This window comes from Bartonella sp. HY406 (genome assembly GCF_025449315.1).
Taxonomy (GTDB): domain Bacteria; phylum Pseudomonadota; class Alphaproteobacteria; order Rhizobiales; family Rhizobiaceae; genus HY038.
Map to the genome: position 1 here is coordinate 840,176 of NZ_CP104893.1, position 25,357 is coordinate 865,532.

26 protein-coding genes are annotated in these 25,357 nt (G+C 39.3%); 13 read left to right on the plus strand and 13 right to left on the minus strand.

The window, feature by feature from the left end; genetic code table 11:
• The first annotated feature begins 462 nt into the window (after positions 1–462).
• The gene (locus tag N6B01_RS03480; protein ID WP_182418936.1) at positions 463–654 is read left to right on the plus strand and encodes a hypothetical protein; all 192 of its coding nucleotides are present in this window, start codon (positions 463–465) and stop codon (positions 652–654) included.
• A 165-nt stretch (positions 655–819) separates the two neighbouring features.
• Positions 820–1,737, plus strand: coding sequence for a 4-(cytidine 5'-diphospho)-2-C-methyl-D-erythritol kinase (locus N6B01_RS03485; protein WP_262079935.1), 918 nt, complete (start codon positions 820–822; stop codon positions 1,735–1,737).
• A gap of 106 nt (positions 1,738–1,843) precedes the next feature.
• On the opposite strand, the gene N6B01_RS03490 is transcribed toward N6B01_RS03485, so the two are convergent.
• Entirely contained in the window at positions 1,844–2,281 is a 438-nt protein-coding gene (locus tag N6B01_RS03490) for a DUF805 domain-containing protein (RefSeq protein ID WP_262079937.1), read from the minus strand.
• A gap of 128 nt (positions 2,282–2,409) precedes the next feature.
• Between N6B01_RS03490 and N6B01_RS03495 the strand changes: the two genes are divergently transcribed.
• On the plus strand, positions 2,410–3,297 hold the full coding sequence (locus tag N6B01_RS03495; protein ID WP_262079938.1) for a DUF4424 family protein: 888 nt from the start codon (positions 2,410–2,412) through the stop codon (positions 3,295–3,297).
• Between the two features lie 252 nt (positions 3,298–3,549).
• Here N6B01_RS03495 and N6B01_RS03500 read toward each other — a convergent pair whose 3' ends face one another.
• Positions 3,550–3,987, minus strand: a complete 438-nt coding sequence (locus tag N6B01_RS03500) for a hypothetical protein (RefSeq protein WP_262079939.1) — start codon at positions 3,985–3,987, stop codon at positions 3,550–3,552.
• Between the two features lie 539 nt (positions 3,988–4,526).
• On the opposite strand from N6B01_RS03500, the gene N6B01_RS03505 reads away from it, so the two are divergent.
• From N6B01_RS03505 to smpB, 3 genes are all read left to right on the plus strand, one after another.
• Positions 4,527–4,700, plus strand: a complete 174-nt coding sequence (locus N6B01_RS03505) for a DUF4424 family protein (RefSeq protein WP_262080561.1) — start codon at positions 4,527–4,529, stop codon at positions 4,698–4,700.
• 304 nt (positions 4,701–5,004) lie between these two features.
• Positions 5,005–5,889 carry a 4-hydroxy-tetrahydrodipicolinate synthase gene (gene dapA / locus N6B01_RS03510; RefSeq protein ID WP_262079941.1) on the plus strand — a complete coding sequence of 295 codons (885 nt, stop codon included), beginning with the start codon at positions 5,005–5,007 and terminating at the stop codon, positions 5,887–5,889.
• A gap of 20 nt (positions 5,890–5,909) precedes the next feature.
• Positions 5,910–6,383: an SsrA-binding protein SmpB gene (smpB, locus tag N6B01_RS03515; protein ID WP_182418942.1), complete on the plus strand. Its 474-nt coding sequence runs from the start codon at positions 5,910–5,912 to the stop codon at positions 6,381–6,383.
• 139 nt (positions 6,384–6,522) lie between these two features.
• Here smpB and N6B01_RS03520 read toward each other — a convergent pair whose 3' ends face one another.
• Positions 6,523–7,041, minus strand: coding sequence for a DUF805 domain-containing protein (locus tag N6B01_RS03520; protein WP_262079944.1), 519 nt, complete (start codon positions 7,039–7,041; stop codon positions 6,523–6,525).
• Between the two features lie 306 nt (positions 7,042–7,347).
• On the opposite strand from N6B01_RS03520, the gene N6B01_RS03525 reads away from it, so the two are divergent.
• Positions 7,348–8,733, plus strand: coding sequence for an MFS transporter (locus tag N6B01_RS03525; RefSeq protein ID WP_262079946.1), 1,386 nt, complete (start codon positions 7,348–7,350; stop codon positions 8,731–8,733).
• A 323-nt stretch (positions 8,734–9,056) separates the two neighbouring features.
• Here the strand turns inward: N6B01_RS03525 and N6B01_RS03530 are convergent, their stop codons facing one another.
• Positions 9,057–9,278, minus strand: a complete 222-nt coding sequence (locus N6B01_RS03530; RefSeq protein WP_262079948.1) for a putative signal transducing protein — start codon at positions 9,276–9,278, stop codon at positions 9,057–9,059.
• Positions 9,279–9,467: 189 nt separating this feature from the next.
• Between N6B01_RS03530 and N6B01_RS03535 the strand changes: the two genes are divergently transcribed.
• From N6B01_RS03535 to N6B01_RS03555, 5 genes are all read left to right on the plus strand, one after another.
• Entirely contained in the window at positions 9,468–10,448 is a 981-nt protein-coding gene (locus N6B01_RS03535; RefSeq protein WP_262079950.1) for a polyprenyl synthetase family protein, read from the plus strand.
• 354 nt (positions 10,449–10,802) lie between these two features.
• A complete protein-coding gene (locus tag N6B01_RS03540; protein WP_262079951.1) occupies positions 10,803–12,671 on the plus strand; it encodes a tetratricopeptide repeat protein in 1,869 nt (622 codons plus the stop codon).
• A 236-nt stretch (positions 12,672–12,907) separates the two neighbouring features.
• Complete coding sequence (locus N6B01_RS03545) at positions 12,908–13,879, plus strand: glycine--tRNA ligase subunit alpha (RefSeq protein ID WP_182419624.1); 972 nt, start codon at positions 12,908–12,910, stop codon at positions 13,877–13,879.
• The gene (gene glyS, locus N6B01_RS03550) at positions 13,879–16,161 is read left to right on the plus strand and encodes a glycine--tRNA ligase subunit beta (RefSeq protein WP_262079952.1); all 2,283 of its coding nucleotides are present in this window, start codon (positions 13,879–13,881) and stop codon (positions 16,159–16,161) included. The genes N6B01_RS03545 and glyS overlap by 1 nt, the downstream gene beginning before the upstream one ends.
• Positions 16,162–16,350: 189 nt before the next feature.
• Complete coding sequence (locus N6B01_RS03555) at positions 16,351–17,421, plus strand: alpha/beta hydrolase family protein (protein ID WP_262079953.1); 1,071 nt, start codon at positions 16,351–16,353, stop codon at positions 17,419–17,421.
• Between the two features lie 77 nt (positions 17,422–17,498).
• Here N6B01_RS03555 and N6B01_RS03560 read toward each other — a convergent pair whose 3' ends face one another.
• The 9 genes from N6B01_RS03560 to N6B01_RS03600 all read right to left on the minus strand — a co-directional run bounded on the left by N6B01_RS03560 (position 17,499) and on the right by N6B01_RS03600 (position 24,190).
• Positions 17,499–18,053 (minus strand): copper chaperone PCu(A)C, encoded by a 555-nt coding sequence (locus tag N6B01_RS03560; protein WP_262079954.1) that lies wholly within the window; start codon positions 18,051–18,053, stop codon positions 17,499–17,501.
• 28 nt (positions 18,054–18,081) lie between these two features.
• Positions 18,082–18,444, minus strand: a complete 363-nt coding sequence (locus N6B01_RS03565; RefSeq protein WP_262079955.1) for a hypothetical protein — start codon at positions 18,442–18,444, stop codon at positions 18,082–18,084.
• A 236-nt stretch (positions 18,445–18,680) separates the two neighbouring features.
• Complete coding sequence (gene panC / locus N6B01_RS03570) at positions 18,681–19,529, minus strand: pantoate--beta-alanine ligase (protein ID WP_262079956.1); 849 nt, start codon at positions 19,527–19,529, stop codon at positions 18,681–18,683.
• Positions 19,530–19,614: 85 nt separating this feature from the next.
• On the minus strand, positions 19,615–20,346 hold the full coding sequence (recO, locus tag N6B01_RS03575; protein ID WP_262079957.1) for a DNA repair protein RecO: 732 nt from the start codon (positions 20,344–20,346) through the stop codon (positions 19,615–19,617).
• A 161-nt stretch (positions 20,347–20,507) separates the two neighbouring features.
• Positions 20,508–21,419, minus strand: a complete 912-nt coding sequence (gene era, locus N6B01_RS03580; RefSeq protein ID WP_182418954.1) for a GTPase Era — start codon at positions 21,417–21,419, stop codon at positions 20,508–20,510.
• A gap of 8 nt (positions 21,420–21,427) precedes the next feature.
• Positions 21,428–22,129 (minus strand): ribonuclease III, encoded by a 702-nt coding sequence (gene rnc, locus N6B01_RS03585; protein ID WP_262079958.1) that lies wholly within the window; start codon positions 22,127–22,129, stop codon positions 21,428–21,430.
• Between the two features lie 21 nt (positions 22,130–22,150).
• A complete protein-coding gene (gene lepB / locus N6B01_RS03590; protein ID WP_262079959.1) occupies positions 22,151–22,990 on the minus strand; it encodes a signal peptidase I in 840 nt (279 codons plus the stop codon).
• A 181-nt stretch (positions 22,991–23,171) separates the two neighbouring features.
• A complete protein-coding gene (gene acpS / locus N6B01_RS03595; protein WP_262079960.1) occupies positions 23,172–23,591 on the minus strand; it encodes a holo-ACP synthase in 420 nt (139 codons plus the stop codon).
• Positions 23,588–24,190, minus strand: coding sequence for a DUF2062 domain-containing protein (locus tag N6B01_RS03600; protein ID WP_262079961.1), 603 nt, complete (start codon positions 24,188–24,190; stop codon positions 23,588–23,590). The genes acpS and N6B01_RS03600 overlap by 4 nt, the downstream gene beginning before the upstream one ends.
• Before the next feature lie 464 nt (positions 24,191–24,654).
• On the opposite strand from N6B01_RS03600, the gene moaB reads away from it, so the two are divergent.
• Complete coding sequence (moaB, locus tag N6B01_RS03605; protein ID WP_262079962.1) at positions 24,655–25,191, plus strand: molybdenum cofactor biosynthesis protein B; 537 nt, start codon at positions 24,655–24,657, stop codon at positions 25,189–25,191.
• Positions 25,192–25,357: the final 166 nt, after the last annotated feature.

The following is a 25,357-nucleotide window of genomic DNA, read 5'->3' on the forward strand; positions in this document are numbered from 1 at the left end:
GCTAACATCATCACATAAATGCCCTTCAGCGTGGCAATAAGGCTCTTCCCATCTGGCGCCTAACGCATTGCGTAACAAATACGTTTAATCTTTAGGGCGCAATTTTGCTAACAATTTATTTTTTACCAGCAGATAATCAACCCTCTTTAACCCTTAGCTTCATGCTAAAATATGATAAGGTTTTTAGTTTTATATTGTTTTGCTCTATTTTTTAAATTGGGATGATTGCTATTAAAAATATTAAATATTATTTATTTTAAAAATAAATGGCACTATGCCCTATTTTCGTTTCTATTTAATTCTATATTATAACAGATAAGGGACAAATCCCGCTCGGAAATGCGCTAATTTCACTTTTTTTATGGTATGGCGCTGTTATTTAGGGATATGTGTTCTATTGTGGAAGTCGGCTAACTTGTTTGCTAATGTAATTTGCATGCTGCGAAGAAAAGGGTTTTAAATATGTCTCGTTTTATCTTTTTGGCAATTGTCGTGGCTGGTCTTGTATATTTTTACAAGGTTTTAAAGCGTGAATCTAATCGCGTTGCTGTGCGGGTAAAAAGAGCTGAGCAAGAGCGCAAGAATGGCTCCAAAGGCACTTTGGTTCAAGATCCTAAGACGGGTGAATATCGGGTAGAAACTAATCAATTTTGATTTATTCCCTTGATCGCAAATGTTGGTTGCTTTCTGGCTGTCTCAGCCTTATAGCCAGTAGATGCTTTAAAAAGCAGATTATGTACTTTCTGTGTAAATCTAATGTATCGATTGGTTATGGCTCCATATTCTTTAAATGAAAATTTGGCTTTAAAAGACAGTTTAGTGAGTGAACAACCTCACGAGATTATAGAAGAGATTGCGCCGGCAAAACTTAATTTGTCGCTACATGTCATTGGACAGCGCAGTGATAATTATCATTTGTTGCAAAGCCTTGTTGTCTTCATGAATAATGGCGACATGATAAAGGTACAAGCGGCAGATAGCGATAGTTTTGCTATTTCTGGCCGTTTTGGTGGCGGTGAAGATTTTGGCGCAGATAATCTGGTTGTTAAAGCGCGCAATTTTTTACGTGATCTTATTGGGCAAGAGCGCTGTCCGCCAGTTGCCATTCATTTGGAAAAAAAATTGCCAATTGCATCGGGGATAGGAGGCGGTTCTTCTGATGCCGCAGCTACATTGGTGGCATTAATCCGACATTGGAATTTAATACCCGATGCTGATGATCGAGAAGCTGAATTGCAATTATTAACCAATAAAGTGCAAAGCCTTGGCGCAGATGTGCCAATGTGTTTGCATGGGGTGCTCTATCGCTCACCCCTGATCGCCACCGGTATAGGCGAAATATTAAAGCCGCTTGATGAATTTATTCCTTTGGATATTTTATTAATCAATTCAGGCGTGGCAGTTTCAACCCCGCAAATATTTGCCAAGTTAGAGAACAAAAATAATCCAGAGTTTAGCTGGACTGATGGTGAAGGGGCGCAATATAAGGGGTTGATTGAAAAATTGAAGACCATGCGTAATGATCTTTATCAGCCTGCATTACATCAATATCCGGCGTTGAAAACCATATTGCATACATTACAAGACCTTGGCGCCGATTTTGCTGCAATGTCAGGTTCTGGCGCGACATGTTTTGGTATATTTCCCAATGCCCAAGCGCTGCAGCAGGCCTATTTGGAAGCGCAGAAAATCTACCCCAATTATTTTCTCATGGCTGGAAAAAGCTACGGCGTTTAATGCACATATCTGCTAAATTTGCTCTTTTGCTATTTACAGCTCATAGTCTTTTTAGTCATTTTTCATTTGTTTTTGCGATACCACATGTGGGGTAAGTTTTGGAAAGTCACTCAAATATTTTTTGATATTCCATTTTAGCAAATGGATTTTTACCGTAGCGATTTGAATCAGGTGGTCCTTCTTTGCAAAGTAGATAAATATAATAAAGCCACGGAGCTTCACCAACATACGGCATTTGTAACGCAATTAACACAAACCAAAAGTGCCAACCAGCCATGCCGATATCGTGAAAACGCCGTATGGATACACTCGCAAAAGGAATAAAGAAGATAACAAAAGGGATAAGCAATAAGGGCAGGCTTAACCAATAAATTGGCTTTTGCGGATCCATTGGCTCTATAAAATATGTTAATGTCAGAAAGAGAATTAAATATATTATATTGAAGACAAGTGCAAACCACCAATATTCTGAGCGTGATGCTCTGCCTGTGGTAGATGCATATTTATGCGTAAAACATGTATGGAGTGAAGTTTTGAAATTCATTTTTGTGTCTTTATTTGTTTCTATTTTTATTTAACGAAATAAAATCTATTTTTCTAGATTAAAGTTGTGTACTTAATGGTTTTTATCTAAAAAAATGCTACAGTATTTTTAAAAATATTGGAGATATTATGCAAATTGAGTTTTTAAACAATACATGCTGGCGTAATATTGGTAAAAGCTTTTTGCTATGCTTTAGTTTAGCCATGACTTGCGAAATAACTTTGGCTAATGATAGTAGTGCAGGATTAGCTGCAGGTGGGCTTGTTCTTCAAAAGTTAGAAGATATAGCAATGGTATCAGAAGAGTTATATATTTCAGTTGATAAAATTGAAGTGAATTATATATTTGAAAATCGCAGTAAAAAAGATATTATGACTATTGTTGCTTTTCCAATGCCTCCTTTTGAATTTGATGCAAATGGTGAACCTTTTGACGATCAATATAATAGGCCCTACATCGATGATAAGCATCTCGATAATTATTTAGATTTTCATAGTTTTGTTGACGGTAAAGCTGTCGCAACAAAAAGCACCCGTAAAGTGGTGAGGGATAGCGGAGATTTTCCATCTGAAGCTACGCTTTATGTCACGTTTTATTGGCAACAAACTTTTCCTGCGGGTAAAAAAATTAAGGTTCGCCATTCTTACACGCCTAGTACAACTACTGGCATTCCGCAATCGGTAAATTGGATAAAAGAAAATTATTTAAATAACGACACTTATTGCCCAGATAAAAACTTCATAGCAGCATTAAACAAATATGAAAAAGCTAATTACGATAGTGGTTATCATGGGATTGACTATATTTTAACTTCCGGAGCCAATTGGGCAGGCGGTGTTATTGAAGATTTTCGTCTTATTATTGATAAAGGAAAACCGGATGCATTTGTAACATTTTGTGGTGATGGTGTTCAAAAAATAAGCCCAACCCAATTTGAAATGCGCAAAAAAAAATATGTTCCTAAAAAAGATCTTTCGATTTTTATTCTGAGTAATTTTAGCAATCCTAATCAATAGGTAATTTGAAAAATTGACTGCTATATAACTTAGGGGAAGCGACTATTTAAACGTCTTACAGTTTCTAAGATTTGCTTTTTTGCTATTAGAAGTTTTATTCTATCAGAAAATTAAATGCGTTTATTATATTTATCTTGCTATGCTTTAATGACAGGATTATTTTGGTAAAATTAGGCTAGATTGCCAATGCGGCTATTCAAATATTGATTTGACGCCCTTTTCACTCAGTTGCTAACTTTCCCATGTCCTATCTTAATTATTTAAACGACGTTGTTTATTTTGTTCTTTAATTTCTCTATATTTTATGACTTCAGCCATTCTGTTGCGAACAAATTCTGATTTATCGTTTAACAACCTTTCAATCATTTTATGCGGTAAAGCAGGATTACCGCATAATGATGCACGAACATTTTCATTCTGTTCAATTAAATATTGGTAAGTGCTAGGTAACAAAGGCCATTTCGTGCATACTATAGATTTTATTCTATCATCTCCTCGCCTAGCAATTTTATCGATAATATCAAATGGTAAATTTTTTATAAACATTAATATATCGTCGTATTTAGGATCTGTATTAAAAATATTTTCAATATCATTCCTATTTAGATTTAAAGATTTAATTTGATCTTTTGTAATATAATCATTCGTTTCATATAAATTTAAGAAAAATTTTGTTTTATTTTCTTCCATAAATAGATCTCTCTAACAGCACTTGCTAACCTTGCAGTCATTAACTGAAGATAATATGTTTTCCCAAAAGACAGAGCGCTCAAGGTCTAAATGCGTCAAATTTCAACTTTGCTACACGGCCTTTTAATATCCTGTTTGAACAACGAGTGATTAACTATATCTATATCGCGTTTCACAGATTAGTTTAAAGGCTCTTGTCTTTCTATTATTCGTCATCTTTGTTCCACTATTATTTTGAAAAGCATATATATCAACGCCATTTGCCCCAAGATATTTGCTACATTGACGAGTAATTGATTTACTTAACATGATTTTCAACGGGCGCAATACAAGTAAATAGTCTTACCTGAGTATTCTCAACTATCAAAAAATGAGATTTATCAATTACTTTTCTAGTGTTGCAAATTTTTTATTCTATAGTAATAGACTTACCACTATATTCGGGATTTTTGCTTATCTAAGTTAGCGTTTCACTTAAATTACCATGTTCTTCAGCATCATTATGTATAAGCAACGCTCTAGGACGTTTATAATATAATATTTCATTTTGGGCAGGCGGTGTTATTGAAGATTTTCGTCTTATTATTGATAAAGGAAAACCGGATGCATTAATAACATTTTGTGGTGATGGTGTTCAAAAAATAAGCTCAACCCAATTTGAAATGCGCAAAAAAATTATGTTCCTAAAGAAAATCTTTCGATTTTTATTCTGAGTGATTTTAGCAATTCTAATCAATAGGTAATTTGAAAAATTGACTGCTATATAACTTAGGGGAAGCAACTATTTAAACGTCTTACAGTTTCTAAGATTTGCTTTTTTGCTATTAGAAGTTTTATTCTATCAGAAAATTAAATGCGTTTATTATATTTATCTTGCTATGCTTTAATGACAGGATTATGTTGGTAAAATTAGGCTAGATTGCCAATGGCGTTATTCAGATATTGATTGCCGCACTTATATGGCTAGTTAGTCGCTAAAATAATAGCAATATTAAAACTTAATTTACGGAGTTTACCATGCTCAAGGGAGCCATTACCGCACTTATTACGCCATTTTCTGAAACTGGAGAGGTTGATGAAAAAGCGTTGCGCGACCTTGTGGAGTGGCAAATTACCGAAGGTATACATGGGCTTGTGCCAGTTGGCACTACAGGTGAATCGCCGACTTTAACCCATGAAGAGCATAAGCGTGTTGTTGAATTAACAATTGAGCAAACTAAGGGGCGTGTACCTGTTATTGCTGGTGCTGGTTCAAATAGTACGGCTGAAGCCATTGAGCTCGTTCAATTTGCTGAGACTGCGGGTGCAGATGCTGCGCTTGTTGTGACACCATATTATAACAAGCCAAATCAACGTGGTCTTTATGCGCATTTTGCCGCTATTGCCAAAGCAACGATTTTGCCAATTGTTATTTATAATATTCCTGGTCGGTCGGTTATTGATATGACATCAGAAACCATGGGACGTCTTGCCAATGATTTTGATAATATCATTGGTGTAAAGGATGCAACTGGCAAAGTAGAGCGCGTATCAGAGCAACGCGTGACTTGTGGTGATGGTTTTATCCAATTATCGGGTGAAGATGCAACTGCCCTTGGTTTTAATGCGCAAGGTGGTGTTGGTTGTATTTCCGTTACATCCAATATTGCGCCACGCCTTTCATCTCTCTTTCAAGAAGCTTGCCAGACAGGTAATTATGAAAAGGCAAGAGAAATTCATGAAAAGTTAATGCCATTGCATAAGACTTTATTTCTTGAGCCAAATCCAACTGGTGTTAAATATGCGGCACAGCAATTAGGGCTTTGTGAAGCGCATTTGCGTTTGCCTTTGGTTGCAATCGAAGCTGAAACTGCCCACAAAATTGATGCGGCAATTGCCCATGCAGGGCTTGTAAAACGCTAAAAATATAGTATTTAGGATTTATGACAAAAAAAGATAAGCCAGAGCGTAAGATTATTGCCGAAAATCGCAAGGCACGCTTTAATTTTGAGATATTGGATACATTAGAGGCGGGTTTAGTGCTTAGCGGCACTGAAGTAAAGTCTTTGCGCGCTAATCATGCCAATATTGCGGAAAGCTATGCTAGCTTTGAAAATGGTGAATTTTGGCTTATTAATTCTTATATTCCTGAATATAAGCAGGGTAATCGATTTAATCACGAGCCCAGGCGTTTGCGCAAACTGCTTGTCAGTAAACGTGAAATGTCCAAGCTTTTTCAGGCTGTATCGCGTGATGGTATGACAGTTGTGCCATTGCGACTTTACTTCAACTTACGTGGTCGCGTTAAAATAGAGATTGCTGTGGCACGTGGTAAGAAGAACCATGATAAGCGTGAAACTGAAAAGAAGCGCGATTGGAACCGCGAAAAATCAAGATTGTTGCGTGATCGCGGTTAGGTTTTATAGTTTTTTAATTTATAGAATAATCAAAGGCTTGGATCTCTTGAATGGATTCAAGCCTTTTTATTAGCTTGTTATGAAAGTTTTTTATCACCTGATTTGATAGTGATTTATGTAGGTAGTCTATATAGAAATTTCACGAAAAAACATCCGTATCAACGTCTTTACTAAGCGGGTTGGGTCCATATTGATTCAAGCCATCTGTGCCTTTGAATAAAAATGGAATGTGTAAAAGAAGCTGCAAAATGATATTAAGTCCCAGTAAGATATACATGTCATCGTTGTAAATAATCCTATTTATGACTAAAAAAATTAGAAAATAAGGAATTAACATTGTTATGATGAAGGGGCTTGCCCATATTGATGATATATTGCGATCATGGAGGCGACGAGACGCTGCAGCTAAAAATGGAGTAAATAGTATTATCTCAATAATAAAAGCTATAATGATACTAAGAGCAATGCGGTTTTGCGAACCAGTAAATGATGATGAACTTGTAAAATGCAGTATAAAAGCTTTTGAAGTCTGAGTGGCGATATAATATGCGATTAAATTTGCCAGTCTAAACCACCAAAATTCTGATCGGCAAGCGCGCCCGCTAAATGTTGCGTATTTCGTGATGAAAGCACTGCGAATTGCTTCAACAAATCCCATCGGACACCCTTTATAATTAAATCATTTTCAATGATTAATTCTATTACTTACTTTGTTTCAAATTTGTAATGATTAAGTCGATCTAGTCAATGAATATGTGGCAATAGATTATTGTAATTTAACTTATCCGGCAAATAATGTCGCTTAATTGGTACGCAGTATTGGGCAGGTTTCAGATTGTGGAATATTTTTAAATTATTCTAGTTTGCTGTTGTTATTCTTGTGCTTCCATTGCAAGACTGTGCTTCGCAAATGGCAATGGGGCATTATTGATAGAATATCAATGGCATGGGAGTGAGGAAATAAATGGTGGCTGATAAAAGCTTACAGGTGCAATTGAGCCGTAGCAAACAGGTTGATATTGGTGAAATTCTTGATAATGGATCCTTTACACCATTGCAGGTTTTTATTGTGGTTATTATTGCTCTTGCAATTATTCTTGATGGTTTTGATAGTCAGCTACTTGCCTATGCCATCCCAACAATGATGAAAGATTGGGGGTATAGCGAGCGCAGTGTCTTTACTTTTGCTGTTGTTGCAAGCTCGGTTGGTATGGTTATAGGTAGCCTTATTGCTGGCTATTTAGCCGATAAAATTGGTCGCCGTCGCCTTATTTTGATAACATTAACACTATGTGGTCTTTCCACTATGCTTATAGGTCTAGCAGGCAATGTTCATCATGTGATGATATTTCGTTTTTTTGCTGGTATTGGCATTGGTGGTGCTCTACCTGTTTGTACAACTTTGTCGGCTGAGTTTTCGCCACTGCGTTATCGCACGATGATTATTACCGCTTCTATCGTTTGTGTGCCGCTTGGCGGTATGCTTGCAGGTTTTTATTCGAAGATGGTTCTTGTTGAACTGGGCTGGCAAAAGACCTTTTTTATTGGTGGCTTCTTGCCGCTTGTCTTATTGATTCTTCTTTGGTTTACGTTGCCAGAGTCACCTAAATATATGGCTCGTCATAAAGTGCGTTGGCAAGAGCTTCAAAAACTCTTATTAAGATTAAAGCGGCCAACAGTTTGCGATGTCGAATTTGTTGAAAAAAATGACGCTGGTTCACCATTAGCAAAAACCAGTTTTGGTGCTTTATTATCACATGGGTTTGCGCGTAATACAGTTGCTATCTGGTTTGCGTTTTTCTTCTGTATGAGTGCGGTATATTCGGTTTTTGGTTGGTTGCCAGCTATTCTCGCCTCTCATAACATAGATGCAAGCATAGCAGGTGATGGTCTCACTGCTTATAATATTGGCGGTATTATCGGATCGCTGCTTTGCGCTTTTGCTATTTCTCGTTTTGGATCATTCAAGGCGCTTGGAACCTGCGCGATCGGTGGCGCGCTGTCGATACTTGCCCTTTTGTTGTTTAATGTTAGCGAGCATATCAGCTTGATGTTAATTTTATTAACTGTTCATGGCTTTTTTGTTAATGCTGTTCAGTCACCACTTTATGCTTTGGCAGCATTTTTATATCCAACTCAAATGCGTGCCACCGGAACTGCAACCGCTGCTGCTTTTGGGCGTTGTGGCGCTATTTTAGCAGGTATTTGTGGTGGATTTATTGCTGGGCTTACGAGTTATATCTGGCTGCTAGGATTTGCGATGTTTGGCGTATTTATCGCACTTATTTGCCTCAAAAACCATATTCCTGCAGTTAGAAGAACAAAAAGCAAGTTAACCACTATTGTTTAAAATAATTGTGCTGCCTCGCCATAAAAGAGGCCGCAACCGGTGGATGTTATAGATAAAACAGGAGAAAAAGCTCTAATTATAGACGCTTATATATCTTAAAACGATAGCTAATTTAAAATTTAGAAGATTTGTTTTTAGGGGATGGTATTTCGGTTGCAATTCTTGCTTTAATAAAATGCAGGTATTTATATTCAGGTGGTTGATGTTCAATTGGCTAGTATTCAATTGATGGGTGAGTTGTCACGATTAAATTAATTATGTTTTGACCTCATTGCAAAAAATATTGCACTGCGTCATTCACTATATTTAATTATCTGGTTCGTTTAATTGCGTAATTCATTGCCAAGATCGGCATCGATAATTAATTGACGAGCTTCTTGCACCTGATCTGATTCCACCAATATGCGTTTTTGGAGAAAGCCAAGCGATCCTTCCAACACGCTCATATGGGTGTCTGTAACCATGTAATAAATACCAGCTTCTTTTAATAAAACTTCGATAACCGATATAATAACTGCATCATTGGTGCGTATAATTTCTATCATGCCAAATAATTACATGAAATTTACGTCTTGCAAAGGAAAATGGTGAAATTTATCCGCTTTTTTTCAAAAAAATAATTTAATAAATGCAGAATTAGCTATTTCGCGCTTGAGCAAGTCCAAAGCCTCCCTTATGGTGGCGCAAAATATGCTTGGCTAAAGGGCCAATTGGCGTCAACCGGGAAAAATAACATGCAAGCTTCTATTCAGCCACTTATCGACCTTACTCGCTCCGATATGGAAGCAGTTAATCAGCTTATTCTATCAAAAGCTGGTTCAGATGTTGAAATGATTCCCGAAGTTGCTAATCATTTGATTTCTTCAGGTGGTAAAAGATTGCGGCCCATGATTACCTTGGCAAGTGCTCGTATGTTTGGTTATGAAGGTAACCATCATGTGGCTTTGGCAACCGCAGTTGAATTTATGCACACGGCAACACTTCTTCATGATGATGTGGTTGATGAAAGTGATTTGCGCCGTGGTAAATCTACAGCTCGAATGATTTGGGGCAATCAGGCAAGTGTGCTTGTTGGTGATTTTCTTTTAGGACAAGCTTTTAAGATGATGGTTGATGTTGGTTCATTGCCGGCATTGGATGTTCTTGCGCAAGCCGCTGCTGTCATTGCAGAAGGTGAAGTCATGCAGCTTGCTGCGGCAAAGCATATTGGTACCACGGAAAATGAATATCTTGCGGTTATCAATGCCAAGACTGCAGCGCTTTTTTCTGCAGCTGCCGAAGTGGGGCCGATTATTGCTGGCCAAGACGATAATTGCCGCAGAGTGCTTGCCTCTTATGGTACTAATCTAGGTCTTGCTTTCCAATTGATTGATGATGCGCTTGATTATGGTGGCAACTCTAAAGATCTTGGAAAAAATGTTGGTGATGATTTCCGTGAAGGAAAAATTACTTTGCCTGTCATTTTAAGCTATGCTCGTGGTGATGCGGAAGAAAAGCAGTTTTGGAAAACTGCAATGGAAGAGGGGGCAAATGATGATAAATCCCTTGAAAAAGCAATCCTACTTATGAAAAAGCATGACAGTTTGCACGATACTATCGTTAAAGCCCGCGAATTGGGTGAAAAAGCAAGGCAGGATCTTGAAACCATAGCTGAAAATAGCGAACGTCAAGCTTTGATTGAAGTGATCGATTTTTGTATATCGCGGGTTAATTAATATTTGCCGTTAAAAGGGCTTAATCATTACTTAATGATAGCTTATATGATTTTGATATGGTTAATGGAACTTGGTCTTTATTATTGATTAAATTGTTCGCGTATTCGATTTTAAACGTAAATGAAAAGGCGAACAGCAATATTTGTGAATTTTGGGATTTTGTTTCGTAAATTCAACCCATTTTAGTTAGCCTTGATGAAATTGATTTGAATAAAATAGTTCAAAATGGCAAATTTAATTATCTTTTTGATAAGTTTTTATTTGCATAGTTGAATATTTGAGTTTGTATATTTTGCAGCAGTTTAAAAATTGATAATGCTTTAATTATCAATATTGGGAAACAGGGAAAATTCTATGCGGCGTAACATCCTTTCTCGCTCCTATAAGGCGGTTTTAGTTAGTGCATTCTTGTCTAGCCTTTCACTTCCTGCTTTGGCAGCAACGCAGCTTCCCCCTGCAAGATCTTTTTCTGGTGCTTATTTGGCCGGGCGCATTGCAATAAGTGATCGTCAGCCGGATATTGCCATTAGCTACCTAAATCAAGCGCTTGATTTTGATCGTAATAGTGTAATGGTGCAACGCGATTTATTCCTCACCTTGATGGCAAATGGTAAATTTAATGAAGCTGTTCCTATTGCTATTTTATTGCGCAATAATAAAGAATTAGAACGTTTTACAAAGCCAGTTATTGCGGCCGATGCTATGAACCGCAAACATTTTAAGCAAGCAATTAGTGTGATGAAATATTCAAATCCTGATTCGCTTGATACCATTACTTGTGGCACTTTTGTTGCTTGGGCAAAATTTGGTCAAGGTCAGCGCCGCGCTGCAATTAATGATATTGTTGGGTTTCAAGGACAAGAATGGTTTCCTTTTTTCAAAAATTACCATTTGGCTTTAATGTATAGTTTAAACGGGCAAAAGGTTGAAGCTGAAAAGGCATTTGCTGCTGCATTAAAGGATCAGGAAAGCGGTGCTGCCTTTCCAGATACTTATGAGCGGGTTATTATTGCCTATGCTAATTTTCAATGGCGCAATAAAAATATACGAGGTGCGATTGAAACCTTATCTAATGGTGAAAAACTATTATCTGGCCGTGATACGCTTACTAATATGCGTATAGCGGCACAAAATGGTCAGCAGCCTACAGTTATTGTCCAGTCTGCTAGTGATGGTGCAAGTGAAATTATTTATAATATTGGCACTGCGCTTAACCGCGCTAATGCTGAAAATGTAGCAGCTCTTTACTTACAAATTTCACTCGCTATGCGTCCCAATAGTGAAGCAACATTATTTCAACTTGGTGACTTATCTGCGAAGACCGAGGATCATAAAAAGGCCATTGAATATTATGGGCAGATTAAGCAAGGCTCGCCTTATTATCGCGATAGCCAATTACGCTTAGCGTTAAATCTTGCCGATTCAGGACAGGAAGATAAAGCTGTTGAGCTTTTAAATAGTTTGGTCAAACAGTTTGGTGCAGATGAACGGGTCTATACTGGTCTTGCTAGCATTTATATGCAAAAGGAAGATTTTGCCAATACTGTGCAAATATTGGATCGATATTTAAATCAGCTCACCACAACACGCCCCGAAAACTGGCCATTATTTTATCAACGTGCTATTGCCTATGAACGTTTAAAGCTTTGGGATAAGGCTGAACTGGATTTTAATAAAGCATTGGAATTGCAACCCAATCAGCCACAAGTGTTAAACTATCTTGGCTATTCGCTTGTTGATCGTGATATGAAGCTTGAAGAAGCTTTAAAAATGCTCAAAAAAGCGGCTGAGTTGCGCCCGCAAGACGGTGCAATTATTGATTCTCTTGGCTGGGCTTATTATAAGCTTGGTCGCTTTGATGATGCTGTGCGTGAGTTAGAACGCGCAGTAAAATTGCGTCCGGAAGATTCAGCAATTAATGACCATTTGGGGGATGCCTATTGGATGGCTGGGCGCAAGCTTGAAGCAACCTTCCAATGGCACCATGCGGCCGATAATAGTAAGATTGAGCCAGATGAGCTAAAAAAAGTTGAACAAAAATTAAAGCACGGCTTAAAGGCTGATGGTAGCATTAATGAAAAGCCCGATGAAGAACATGCGTCCAGCGATAAGCCAAAAGATGAGCCAACAGATGCAACCTCAACGGAAGGTACCGCGCCGGCTCAAAGCCAAGGCGAAGATGCGCCTTCTCAAGAGCCTTCTAAACCTGATGCAGCTGAATAGTTGCCGGCAAATTTGCTTTTGTTCAATTTAATAGATTGAGACGGGCAAAGGAAATTATTACAGAATATAAGCCTCTTATTTTCAAAATAAGGGGCTTTTTTGTTTCGTAATCGCTCTTTTTTGAAATATCTAAAGTCCCATTTGTCTTTGATATTGTATTGCTTCTATAATTGCATTATGCCAAAAACATTAATGCGAATTTTATAGCAGTTTTTAAAAGGGGTTTTGTTGTGAGCCTGCCCAAAAGTCTTGAACCAAGTCATCAGGATCAAAATTATCTTGATCCAAGCCGGTCCTTTCAGGGACTTATCTTAACGCTCCAAAACTATTGGGCAAAATATGGCTGTGCCATTATGCAACCCTATGACATGGAAGTCGGCGCTGGAACATTTCATCCAGCAACAACTTTGCGCTCTTTAGGGCCGCGCCCTTGGAAAGCTGCTTATGTGCAACCATCACGCCGTCCAACCGATGGGCGCTATGGCGAAAATCCTAACCGCTTACAGCATTATTATCAATTTCAGGTTTTGTTAAAGCCATCACCACCAGATTTGCAAGAGCTATATCTTGGTTCCCTAAATGCTATTGGTCTTAACACCAATTTGCATGATGTGCGCTTTGCCGAAGATGATTGGGAAAGCCCAACGCTTGGCGCATGGGGACTTGGTTGGGAATGCTGGTGCGATGGTATGGAAGTATCGCAATTTACTTACTTTCAGCAAGTATGTGGCGTTGAGTGTTCGCCGGTTTCAGGTGAGCTCACCTATGGTTTAGAGCGTCTTGCTATGTATCTGCAAGGGGTTGAAAATGTTTATGACCTTAATTTTAATGGTCGTGAAGGCGATGAGAAAATCACTTATGGTGATGTATTCTTGCAATCGGAAAGAGAGTTTTCAAAGTTTAATTTTGAAATAGCCGATACTGAAATATTGCATCGCCATTTTATTGATGCCGAAAAGGAATGCGCGGCTATTCTTGACGCAGGTAAGCCTTTGGAAGAGGGCGGTTTACATCGTTGTGTTTTCCCAGCCTATGATCAATGTATCAAAGCCAGCCATATTTTTAATCTCTTACAGGCGCGCGGAGTTATTTCTGTAACCGAGCGACAAAGCTATATTTTGCGTGTACGTGATCTTGCCCGCCGGTGCGGCGAAGCATTTTTGCAAACCGAAGCTGGTGGCGCCAATTATAATCGTGGAGATCTATAATGCCCGACTTATTGATTGAATTATTTTCTGAAGAAATTCCTGCGCGCATGCAAAAAAAAGCAGCAGCAGATTTGAAAAAAATGGTGACTGACCGTTTGGTTGATGCAGGTCTTACCTATGAAGCCGCACGTGAATATTATACGCCGCGCCGCCTTGCTTTGGATTTGCGCGGCCTTACCGCAAAATCACGAGATATTGCTGAAGAGCGTAAAGGCCCATCAGTTAAAGCACCAGAGGCCGCCATTGCTGGCTTTTTACGCTCAAGTGGTCTTGATAATATTTCACAAGCTGAAATTGTTAATGATCCTAAAAAAGGCGACTTTTATGTAGCCAAAATAAACAAGCCTGGCCGTAAAGCTGAGGATATTATTGCTGAAATAATGCCTGATATTATTCGCAATTTTCCTTGGCCCAAATCTATGCGTTGGGGTAATGGCAATTTGCGTTGGGTGCGGCCTTTACATTCGATTATTTGTTTGTTTGGCCCTGAAATAGGCGAAACAGAAATAGTCGATTTTGAAGTTGATGGTATTAAAAGTAGCAACTTCACCTATGGCCACCGTTTCTTAAGTGACGGTGAGCCCATCACTGTGCGCCGCTTTGAAGATTACGTCACCAAGCTTGAAAATGCTAAGGTTATTCTTGATGCCGAGCGCCGCCGCGAAATTGTTTTGGCAGATGCTCGTAATCTTTGCTTTGCTAAGGGGCTTGAGCTAGTTGAAGATGAGCAACTTGCTGATGAGGTTGCAGGTCTTGTTGAGTGGCCAGTTGTTTTGATGAGTGAATTTGAGCCTGAATTTTTGGCTATTCCGCCAGAGATTGTTCGCCTTACTATCCGTACCAATCAAAAATGCTTTGTGACCCGTCCACGCGGCGAAACGGAAGCTTTGTCCAACCATTTTATTCTTGTGTCCAATATTGAAGCGAGTGATAATGGCCAAGAAATCGTTAAGGGCAATGCACGTGTTGTGCGCGCTCGCCTTTCCGATGCGCTTTATTTCTGGCACACGGATCAAGCTGATTTGCCGGATTTAAATAAGCTTAGCTTATCAGCTAACCGCTTAGGGCTTGACCTTCAAAAGCCGCTAGATCAAAGAATGGCGCGTCTTGACCATTTACATGTGACTTTCCATGCAAAACTTGGTACGCAAGGCAGCCGTGTTACGCGCATTGCCGCGCTTGCACAGGAAATTGCACCATTATTGTCGGCTGATCCGCAAACGGCGCGCCGTGCTGCTTTGCTGGCTAAGGCAGATTTGCAAACCGAAGCCGTGGGCGAATTTCCAGAATTGCAAGGCGTTATGGGGCGTAAATATGCAACCTTGCAAGGTGAGAGTGAGGAAGTTGCTCGCGCTATTGAAGAACATTATAAGCCTATTGGTCCAACAGATAGCGTTCCCCACTCGCTTATATCTATTGCGGTAGCGCTTGCTGATAAAATTGACACGCTTTGCGGTTTTTGGTTTATTGATGAAAAGCCAACAGGCTCAAAAGATCCATATTCATTGCGTCGTGCAGCAATTGGTGTGATCCGTTTAGTTTTAGCTAAAGAAAAGCAAATCAATTTGTTACCTTTGCTACGCTTTGCTTTTAACTTGCATATGCGCTCCCATATTGAAAATGCTCTTTTTGCCTATGAAGCCAATTTGCGCAGCGAAAAATCTGGTGAGGTTGATGGTAACCAAGACTTTGACAATGCGTTGCGCATGGAAGAAGATCGCATCACCCAAGATTTAAATGCCAAAATTGAGCCAATCATTGTTGATCTACTTAGCTTCATGCATGAGCGTTTTAAAGTCCACATCAAGGATGAAGGCGCACGGTATGATGCAATTGATGCCGTGTTAACTCCGCTTGCTGATGACTTATTACAGGTTGCACGCCGTATTGAGTCATTGATTGTATTTATTAATACTGATGACGGTGGCAATTTGCTAGCAGGTACCAAGCGTGCAGTTAATATTCTTGAAGCTGAAAAGAAAAAGAATACTCAAATTGCCGATCATGTGGACCCAAGCTTGTTGATTGAAGAGCAAGAAAAAGCACTTTATCAAGCGGTGCAAAAATGTGAACAAGAGGTTGCCCGCTTCATGAGTGAGAATAACTATGCCATGTCTTTGGCAAGTCTTGCTCAACTCCGTGCGCCAGTTGATGCGTTCTTTGACGATGTCTTGGTCAATGATGAAAACACTGCCATTCGCGCTAATCGCCTAGCCTTGCTTGAATGCATTCAAAAATTAACCGCTCAACTTGCTGATTTTAGCAAATTGGTTGTTGCTTAATAAATGCCGTAATGCAGAAAATAGTAAAATATAAACTGGATTAGTTGTAAGTTATTAAATCCAGTTTACAATAAAAAAAGTAGTTTTGTTGATATTCTAATAATATTGTAATGCAATTTACCTATCTCTTGCATCACATAGAATAAGCTATTAAAAATCCCTCAAGCTTTAAACTTGAGGGATTTTTTTATGAAGTTTATAAAAAAAATATTTACTATAATTTTGGTAATCTGTGCGGCCATTTGGGGCGCAGCCTATGGGCAAAAAATAGCTCATGGCGATTACTCATTGCCAACACGCGATGAAATACCATTTTTAAACCAAGCGCTGGATTATGTAACCCAGATTGTCTCGGCAGATCATTTGTCTTATAAATTATCACCAGTTAGTTTGCGTGATGCTCATAAGAATTATCCTGCAACAACTTATAAAAAAGTGTTTCAACCAGAAGATACTGGAACACCTCCAGCAGATATTTTTAATCTAATTAATTACCCTGCCAAAGATGGTAATCTTGCCGCTTTTCTTAGTCCTGATCCTAAGGATGGTAAAAAACATCCCGCAGCTATTTGGTTGCATGGCGGCTATGGCGGTATTGGTGAATTTTTTTGGGAGGATATTGAAGCAAGTAATGACCAAAGCGGTAAAGGCTTGCGCGACGCTGGTATTATTATGATGGTACCATCATTTCGCGGCGAAAATCATAATCCTGGAAAATTTGAAATGTTTATGGGTGAATTGGATGATCTGCAATCAGCGCTTGATTATTTAAAAAGCCAACCCTATGTCGATACAGATCGTATCTATCTTATCGGCCACAGTACTGGCGGTACAAATACTTTGCTTGGTAGCGAATATGTTGATGGTTTTCGTGCTGCATTCTCATTGGGCGGCATTCCAGACTTGAAACTGCGCTTACAATATGGCCGCATCAGTGTTGGCTTGCCATTTGTTAAAACAGATGAAGCCTTGGCCATTCGCTCGCCGCGTCTGTTTATAAATGATATAAAGTCACCAACTTTTTATTTTGAAGGCAGCGAAGGCTGGTGGGAAGAATTTGAAGAAGTGGCGCGTTATGCCCAAAACAAACAAATTCCATTCTTCATTAATAAAGTTCCCAATGCTGATCATTTTAATTATTTACAGCCAGCAGTTGCATTAATTGCACAAAAAATTAATGCCGATACGGGCGAAGCCAGTAATATTTCTTTTTCTGAAGCTGAACTAAAAGAAATTTCTAAAAATATTGTGCGGGAATAAATAGGCCTATTATAAAAAACGCGCCGAATGGATTTTTCCATTGGCGCGTTTTTACAAGGTGATAAAAGCAAAAATTATTAATGCTTATGATCGTGAGCTTGTTCAGCCTGATCTTTATTTGGGGTAGGGTGATCGTGGTTCATGGTTTTAGTGTCCATTGCTTCCACTTTAAAATCGACTTCCACTTCACCAGCTTTTTCAAAATAGAGTTTGCCTTTAAATTTTTCGCCCTGTTTTAGGCCATTTTTTAAATCCATGAACATGATATGATAGCTGCCAGGCTTAAACTCAATATCGCCGCCAACTGGAATTTCGATGCCATCGGTTAAATGGCGCATTTTCATAACGCCATCTACCATAGCCATTTCATGAATTTGCACATCATCAGATAGGTCGGCGGTTACTTTAACTAGCTTATCTGCAACATCACCCTTATTGATAATTTTAAAATAACCACCTGCAACCTTGGCCGTTGGTACTGTAGCGCGTGACCATGGATGGATTATTTCAAGATTACCAGCTTTGTATTCATGTGCTTGCGCCGATACAATTGTAAAAAGGCCTAAAATAATTGCAGCAATGCTACTAAATAGCGTGGTTTTGTTGGCGCTAGCCTTACATAAAAATGTCATTATATTCTCCATAAATAGTTTATTTAATTTAAGTGCTTATATTTATGAAGACGGGCGGTGCACGGGCTTGGTTGCTGGCATAATGTATTGCTACGCTATTTGCTGTAATAGGCAGCCATGTAATGAGATGGCCATCAATGTTGTCATGGGCGCAACTGCCTTTGACATTTTGATAGCTTAGGCAAAATGCACATAAAAAGCAGCCTTGCAAACAATGATCATGTTGACTTTGTTGCTCATGACTTTGCGGCTCATGACTTTGCGGCTTATGACTTTGCGGCGAATGAATATGCGTTGCTTTATTTTTGTCTATATCTTGGCTGCAAATGCTGGTTGCTAAAAACTCTAGGCGATCGAGTTGGCTTCTATGGCCAAGTGCTCCATAGGCCATAAAAATAGCTTGCAATAAAACCGACAGCACAAGCACCATAGATAGCAAAAAATGGTGCTGCTGTTTGATATTAAATAACGGCTTTGGTGTGCTATTACTAGGCAGCCTTTTATTCCTTGCCAGCTTCTGCCATGATAAAAATGGCAAGTCTTAAAATTCAACTTAAATCAAGCTTGTCAGCCCTATCTCTCTTTAAGCGAAATAAACACACTTAAGCAATGCGACAAAAAAACACGCTATAGGGTGAGAATATGTTGATCAATGAGGCGCACTGATCCGAAACGAACGGTTAGCAACAAAACAGCTGCACCAGTCACATTCCCCTCAACATCACTTAACGATTCGCAATCGCGTAAATCAATCGCTTCAATGATACCACGTGGTTCTCTTTGCAATATCTCATGGGTTATTTCTTTAAGCTTTTGGGCACTACGCTCGCCATTTTTAAAGGCCATATCAGCCGCTTGCCAAGATTGTGGGATGATAGCTGCGGCGCTACGGTCTTCTGGACTTAATAATGTATTGCGTGACGAACTTGCCACCATATCGCTATCACGCAAGGTAGGAACGCCGATAATTTTAACTGGAAAGGCAAGATCTTGCACCATGCGTTTGATGATGGTGATTTGTTGAAAATCCTTTTCACCAAAATAAGCATAATCGGGTTGGATAATGTTAAATAATTTAGCAACCACAGTGGTTACACCGCGAAAATGCAAGGGGCGCAAAGCTCCCATAAGCATATCAGATAATCCTTCCACTTCCACATGGCTGCAATTGCCATTTGGCCACATTTCCTCAACACTTGGCGCAAAGCAATAATCAACGCCTTCTGCCTCAAGTAAAGCTGCGTCCTTGGCCAAATCACGAGGATAGGCATCAAAATCTTCTTCCGGCCCAAACTGTTTGGGATTAACAAAAATTGACACAACAGTTTTATCGCATTGTGCGAGCGATTGCCGCGCAAGGGTTAGGTGGCCAATATGCAGTGCACCCATTGTTGGCACTAAGCCGATAGTTTCAAATGCATTGCGATTTTGTTGTAAGATTTCGCGTAAATGCATGATTGTTGTAATAATTTGCATATTTGTACTTTGTTCTAGAAATTAAAATTATGGCGCATTTAGTACTGCATTCATCAGTTAAATGCGTTCAAGCCTTGGTAATACTTTATTTTTCGAAAAAACGGTGCAAATGGGTTTGGAATTTTTCGCGCACAATTGGCGGTGCTATGCTGCGTGGTTCCCAAACATGACGGGTTAAAAAAAAGCCAGTTAAAGCAAAACCACTTTTGAAATCGGCTAATTGTGAAGGACGCTTTTGCAAGGAGCATAAAAAATCTGGTAAAAGCAGCAGTTTATCATGCCATGGTAAGCCTGCCTCGCGGCAAACAGCGCGCGCAGATTTGGGGGATACATAAATGAGATCTTCTTTTTGTCCGGTAGCTGCACAGGATAAAAGATCAAGCCCGAAGCCAACTTCTTCAAGTAAGCGCAACTCAAAACGCAATAATATTTCAGCGAGCATTAAGGGATCATCAGCATAGGATAATAGAAGTTGCAAGGCTTCATAAAGACCGGCATGGGGATCGCGTTCGGGCAAAAGCCGTAAATGTGAAGACACAGTTTGTAAGCCATAAAGGGCAAGCGGCAAATCAATTAAACGAGCAGCGGAAAAATCCAATGTTTCTACCCGAAAACTACCCATATGCTCATTAAGGCGCGCCCACCATTGCACGCGAACTTTATTGCCCGGTTGTAGCATTGGCTGCATACGTTTGGAGCGGCCGCCTTTAACCACACCCAAATGGCGACCATGATGCGGTGTCATGACTTCAACAATGGCGCTGGTTTCACCATGTTGACGCAAGCCCAAAATAATTGCTTCGTCATGCCATTCCATTGGTCATTTAACTTTCGTCATTGCGACTTTGATCTTGCTAATCTTGAAGCTTTTAAAAAATATCAAGCTAGATTTTATATAAAAAAGGCGTAATTAACATCACGCCCCTTTATTCCAATATATAAAGATTTGAAAATGATTTTCCAACTAACGAGCCTTTATTATTTTGAAAAATCAAGACCCATTTCGCGGTAACGTTCAGGATCATCACCCCAATTTTCACGCACCTTAACAAAAAGGAAAAGATGGACATTTTGTTCTAAAATTTGTCCAATTTCCTTGCGTGCCGACTGGCCGATGGATTTGATGGTTTCCCCCTTTGCGCCAAGCACAATTTTCTTTTGGCTTTCACGCTCAACAAAGATAACCTGCTCGATTTTTACCGAGCCATCTTTGCGCTCTTCCCAGCGTTCAGTTTCAACGGTGGAAGAATAAGGGATCTCGTCATGGAGGCGCAAATATAGCTTTTCGCGGGTAATTTCAGCCGCAAGTTGACGCATTGGCATATCTGAAATTTGATCTTCAGGATAATACCAAGGACCCTCGGGCAAAGATTCTGCTAAATAATTCAAAATATCCTTACAGCCATAGCCTTTAAGCGCTGAAATCATGAAAGTACGTTCAAATTTTACCCGTTCATTAATTTGTGCGGTTAGCTCCAACAATCTTGGCGGCGGTACACAATCAACTTTATTGAGAATTAGAATTTTTGGGCGATGAAAATTTACAAGACTATCAATTAAAGCTTCATTGTTTTCATTAAGACCCGCTTGCGCGTCAATTAAAACAAAGGTCATGTCAGCGTCTTTGGCGCCGCCCCAAGCGGTGGTTACCATTGCACGATCTAAGCGTTTTTTGGGTTTAAAAATACCTGGCGTATCAATAAAAACAATTTGTGCATTATTATGGATAACAATGCCGCGCACCATAGCACGGGTTGTTTGCACCTTATGGGTAACAATTGAAACCTTTGTTCCGACAAGCTGGTTTAAAAGTGTCGATTTTCCTGCATTTGGCGCACCAACTAAGGCGATAAACCCCGAACGTGTCACGCCCTTATCCATATTATCCATTTTTTACTCTATTCTTCATCGTTTTTATTGGTCCACACGCCTTCACGGCATAATAAGCTTTCAGCTGCTGCGCGTTCCGCTAATCGTTTCGAGCCACCCTTGCCACTTGCTGGTGCAAAGCCTGATATACGTACTTCTACCTCAAATATAGGATCGTGGTCAGGCCCTTTACGCTTTAATACGCGGTAAAGGGGTTGCGCACCATTTTGTTGGTGCGCCCATTCTTGCAATTCGGTTTTGGCATCGCGTCTTTGCGTTTCGCTTTGGCGCATGCGCTCACCCCAATAACGGTCAACGAAAATCCGTACGCTGTCAAGACCACCATCAAGATAAATACTTGCAATCAAAGCTTCTACCACATCGGCATACATATTGGTAAGGCGGCGGCCCTCAAGCACTTTCATCTCTGCCCCCATATGGATAATATCGGGTAGACTAAGCTCAAAGGCAATTTCACAGCAGGTTTCGGCGTTAACCAGCGAGTTTAACCGCACTGACAATTCTCCCTCGACTGCTTTGGGAAAAGTTTGACAGAGCATTTCTGCAATAACAAGTCCTAAAACGCGATCGCCCAAAAATTCTAAGCGCTCGTAATTGCCAATTTCACTGCTTTGTACACTGGAATGGGTGAGCGCCTTGGTTAAGCGCTCCATATCAGTAAATTTATGTCCAGTAGCTGCCTCTAGGGCAGCAATTTCTTTTTTATTCATTTTGGTTATCCGAAAATGTACCTATTTTTGACCCGTAGGCACATTCTTTATTGTTTGAACAAAGCTAAACATTCGGCTCCAGCGCACATCAAATGGCCAATTCCAAATTTGCCATGCTGATGCACCATTACCAATAGAGAAGAAGATAATATTTGCCCGCCCTACAAGATTTTCATATGGCACTTGTCCTACTGAAAAGCGGCTATCTTCTGAGTTATTACGATTATCACCCATCATAAAATAATGTCCAGGTTGGATGGTAAATACTCTATCCGTATCGCGCCAATAAGGAGAGCCCAGATCAAATGTATTATATTGAACACCATTGTCCATTTTCTCGCGATAAACGCTTACTGGTAGATCCGAGTTAGGGTCGTATAAATGACTTTCTTTAAAAGCCGTGTTAGGCATATCACCAATCACATCAACATCGGTTGTTTCACCAATTTTTGTACGCTCGACTGGTTTTCCATTGATAATTAGTTGGCCATTTAACACTTGAATGCGGTCGCCGGGTAAACCAACAACGCGCTTGATATAATCATATGATGTATTGCTAGGAAGACGAAATACCAATACGTCACCGCGCTTTGGTTCACTACCCCAAATACGCCCAGAAAAAAGATTGGGGGAAAATGGCAGTGAATATTTGGAATATCCATAGGAATATTTAGAAACAAAGAGATAGTCCCCAACAAGCAGAGTTGGGCGCATGGAGCCAGATGGAATGGTAAATGGTTGAAACAAGAATGTTCTGATGACAAGAGCTATTAGAACAGCTTGCACCACAATACTTAAAATTTCAAAAAAGCCGCCAGATGCTTTTTCATCTGGATTTACCGGCACTTGTTTTTGCATCATATCTCGCCTATCCGCTCTTGTTTATACCAATAAAGCATTTCATATACCTTGAAAAAGTCGAATGCTTAGCTGTCAATCACACATGATTTTTAATAAAATAATTTTATTTTCAACTAATGTTATTTTTGTTGGTTTAGCATGTAATGCAGAGTAAATTAAGTTAAAAAAGTTATAAATTTTTTTAACTTTTTATATTGCTATCAGTCGAAGGAACCGCCTCAATTATTACAAATGCTTGAGCCCAAGGGAAGTCATCGGTTATAGTAAGGTGTATCACTGCTTCATGGCCAGCTGGTAGAAGTTTTTGTAAAAAATTTGTTGCATTTCCAGTTAAGTTAATTGTTGGCTTACCAGATGGCAGGTTAATAACACCCATGTCTTTCCACCACACTCCGCGTGATATGCCAGTACCAAGAGCTTTGGCGCAGGCTTCCTTGGCGGCAAAGCGCTTGGCATATGATGCAATGCGTTGCTTACGCCCTTCGGATTTTTTCTGCTCAATATCGGTGAAAATACGGTTTATAAAACGCTGTCCATGGCGTTCTAAAACTTTTTCCACCCGTCTTATGTCAATAATATCATTCCCGATACCGATAATCATGGCAAGTAATCCTCTGGAAACGCCTTTATCTCATCAAAGCCTGTCATTTGCTTTGCACGTATTTTATCTGCACGGCGCTCTGCTTGTCTTTTACGGAAACGAAATGTTAGCCAATAAACCGCAGTATAACTTAATGTTGCACAAATAGCACCAATTAATGCCGAACCTACCAAAAGCTGGATAAAAACATCCCATAATTCGATGAAATTCCATGTTCTTAAATGGTGTGAAAATTCTTCAAAAGACAGTGCAACATCATTGCCGCTTGCTTGCATTACCATGCGTCCTACAGCATAGGTTGACGCAAAAAAAGCAGGAATAAAAGGTGTTGCAAAGGCTGTACCAATAGCTGCGGCCGGAATATTCGCTTTTAATATCCATGCAAAAATTATAGCAATAAAAATATGCAAGCCGATAAATGGTGTGCATGAGGAGTAAATACCGATTGCAAATCCCAATGCAATTGCATGGGGTGAACCCGAGAAACGCAAAATGCGTTTGCCAAAATAACGAAAAGAACGGTTAAATGAGCGGCGCGGCCAAACGGATAGGCGCACTCGTTCACGAAGATTTGCTGGATAACGACGGCGAAACAGCATCTTCTTTATTCTTCAACAAATTTGTGGTTTGAAATTATAAACAATTTAAATCCAATTTTTCAATTTTTAAAACAATGAAGTTCGACATTTTTAAAAAGCCTTTTATACCAAAATTAACCTTTATTACTAATTGTCAATTTTGTAGCCAATAGACAAAGTTAGCTTAAATGATTGGTAGCAAGGCGGTTATGCGAGTCGAACATATTGTAAGTAATGCTTCACTAGCATAAAGTTTGGTCTTTTATAAGAGGTTTTATAATAGCTCGATTTTTCAGTTCTATGAACACATTTATAATGCCCTTTGAATATATAGATTATAAGATTAAAATTACAATCGGTAGAAATCTTAAGCTTAAGGCGCGACAGATGGATAGATGATGAGAATGTGTAATTTAGACATTTTATGAAAGAACTGCTATTTAAGCGATATTTATATGTGTTGTTAAATTTTAGAAAGCCTCATCATGAGTACTTGGATAGATGAAACCTTAAGCTTTACGCCCCTTACTATTGCAGTCCTCACTATTTCTGATACACGCAAACCGTTAGATGACCGCTCTGGTGATATCTTAGTGGAAAATTTGCAAAAATCTGGTCATGTTTTGGCAGAGCGGGCAATTGTTCGCGATGAAATTGATGATATTAGAGCGCAGGTTACAAAATGGGCGATGGATGATTCCATTCAAATCATCATCACAACTGGCGGTACAGGTTTTACAGGCCGTGATATAACACCAGAAGCAATCGAGCCTTTATTCGATAAGCGAATGGATGGTTTTTCAACCCTTTTCCATATGGTTTCTTTTGGTACTATTGGCAGTGTTACCGTGCAGTCACGAGCTGTTGCTGGTTTAATTAATGCAACTTTTGTTTTTTGTTTGCCTGGCTCACCTGGTGCTTGTAAAGATGCTTGGAAAGGCATATTGCAAGGCCAGCTTGATAGCAGACAAAAGCCAAGTAATTTTGTAGATTTGATGCCAAGGTTGAAAGAGCATCTCTAAAACGTCAATATAGCGTAATTCGACTACATGGTCATTGAAGCTAAATAGTCAAGCTGATATTAATATAGCCTTATTCAACATAGATATTTGCTCCTTACGCCATATGTCATCATGCGAATAATGATTTATATCATCGCACTAGAATAATAATGTCTTTTAATGCTGT

Bases quoted from the DNA above. Each gene is read 5' to 3' on its own strand.
- N6B01_RS03480 (WP_182418936.1), top strand. From the start codon at position 463: ATGTCTCGTTTTATCTTTTTGGCAATTGTCGTGGCTGGTCTTGTATAT.
- N6B01_RS03490 (WP_262079937.1), bottom strand. From the start codon at position 2,281: ATGAATTTCAAAACTTCACTCCATACATGTTTTACGCATAAATATGCA.
- N6B01_RS03495 (WP_262079938.1), top strand. From the start codon at position 2,410: ATGCAAATTGAGTTTTTAAACAATACATGCTGGCGTAATATTGGTAAA.
- N6B01_RS03500 (WP_262079939.1), bottom strand. From the start codon at position 3,987: ATGGAAGAAAATAAAACAAAATTTTTCTTAAATTTATATGAAACGAAT.
- dapA (WP_262079941.1), top strand. From the start codon at position 5,005: ATGCTCAAGGGAGCCATTACCGCACTTATTACGCCATTTTCTGAAACT.
- smpB (WP_182418942.1), top strand. From the start codon at position 5,910: ATGACAAAAAAAGATAAGCCAGAGCGTAAGATTATTGCCGAAAATCGC.
- N6B01_RS03520 (WP_262079944.1), bottom strand. From the start codon at position 7,041: ATGGGATTTGTTGAAGCAATTCGCAGTGCTTTCATCACGAAATACGCA.
- N6B01_RS03525 (WP_262079946.1), top strand. From the start codon at position 7,348: ATGGTGGCTGATAAAAGCTTACAGGTGCAATTGAGCCGTAGCAAACAG.
- N6B01_RS03530 (WP_262079948.1), bottom strand. From the start codon at position 9,278: ATGATAGAAATTATACGCACCAATGATGCAGTTATTATATCGGTTATC.
- N6B01_RS03535 (WP_262079950.1), top strand. From the start codon at position 9,468: ATGCAAGCTTCTATTCAGCCACTTATCGACCTTACTCGCTCCGATATG.
- N6B01_RS03540 (WP_262079951.1), top strand. From the start codon at position 10,803: ATGCGGCGTAACATCCTTTCTCGCTCCTATAAGGCGGTTTTAGTTAGT.
- glyS (WP_262079952.1), top strand. From the start codon at position 13,879: ATGCCCGACTTATTGATTGAATTATTTTCTGAAGAAATTCCTGCGCGC.
- N6B01_RS03555 (WP_262079953.1), top strand. From the start codon at position 16,351: ATGAAGTTTATAAAAAAAATATTTACTATAATTTTGGTAATCTGTGCG.
- N6B01_RS03560 (WP_262079954.1), bottom strand. From the start codon at position 18,053: ATGACATTTTTATGTAAGGCTAGCGCCAACAAAACCACGCTATTTAGT.
- N6B01_RS03565 (WP_262079955.1), bottom strand. From the start codon at position 18,444: ATGGCCTATGGAGCACTTGGCCATAGAAGCCAACTCGATCGCCTAGAG.
- panC (WP_262079956.1), bottom strand. From the start codon at position 19,529: ATGCAAATTATTACAACAATCATGCATTTACGCGAAATCTTACAACAA.
- recO (WP_262079957.1), bottom strand. From the start codon at position 20,346: ATGGAATGGCATGACGAAGCAATTATTTTGGGCTTGCGTCAACATGGT.
- era (WP_182418954.1), bottom strand. From the start codon at position 21,419: ATGGATAATATGGATAAGGGCGTGACACGTTCGGGGTTTATCGCCTTA.
- rnc (WP_262079958.1), bottom strand. From the start codon at position 22,129: ATGAATAAAAAAGAAATTGCTGCCCTAGAGGCAGCTACTGGACATAAA.
- lepB (WP_262079959.1), bottom strand. From the start codon at position 22,990: ATGATGCAAAAACAAGTGCCGGTAAATCCAGATGAAAAAGCATCTGGC.
- acpS (WP_262079960.1), bottom strand. From the start codon at position 23,591: ATGATTATCGGTATCGGGAATGATATTATTGACATAAGACGGGTGGAA.
- N6B01_RS03600 (WP_262079961.1), bottom strand. From the start codon at position 24,190: ATGCTGTTTCGCCGTCGTTATCCAGCAAATCTTCGTGAACGAGTGCGC.
- moaB (WP_262079962.1), top strand. From the start codon at position 24,655: ATGAGTACTTGGATAGATGAAACCTTAAGCTTTACGCCCCTTACTATT.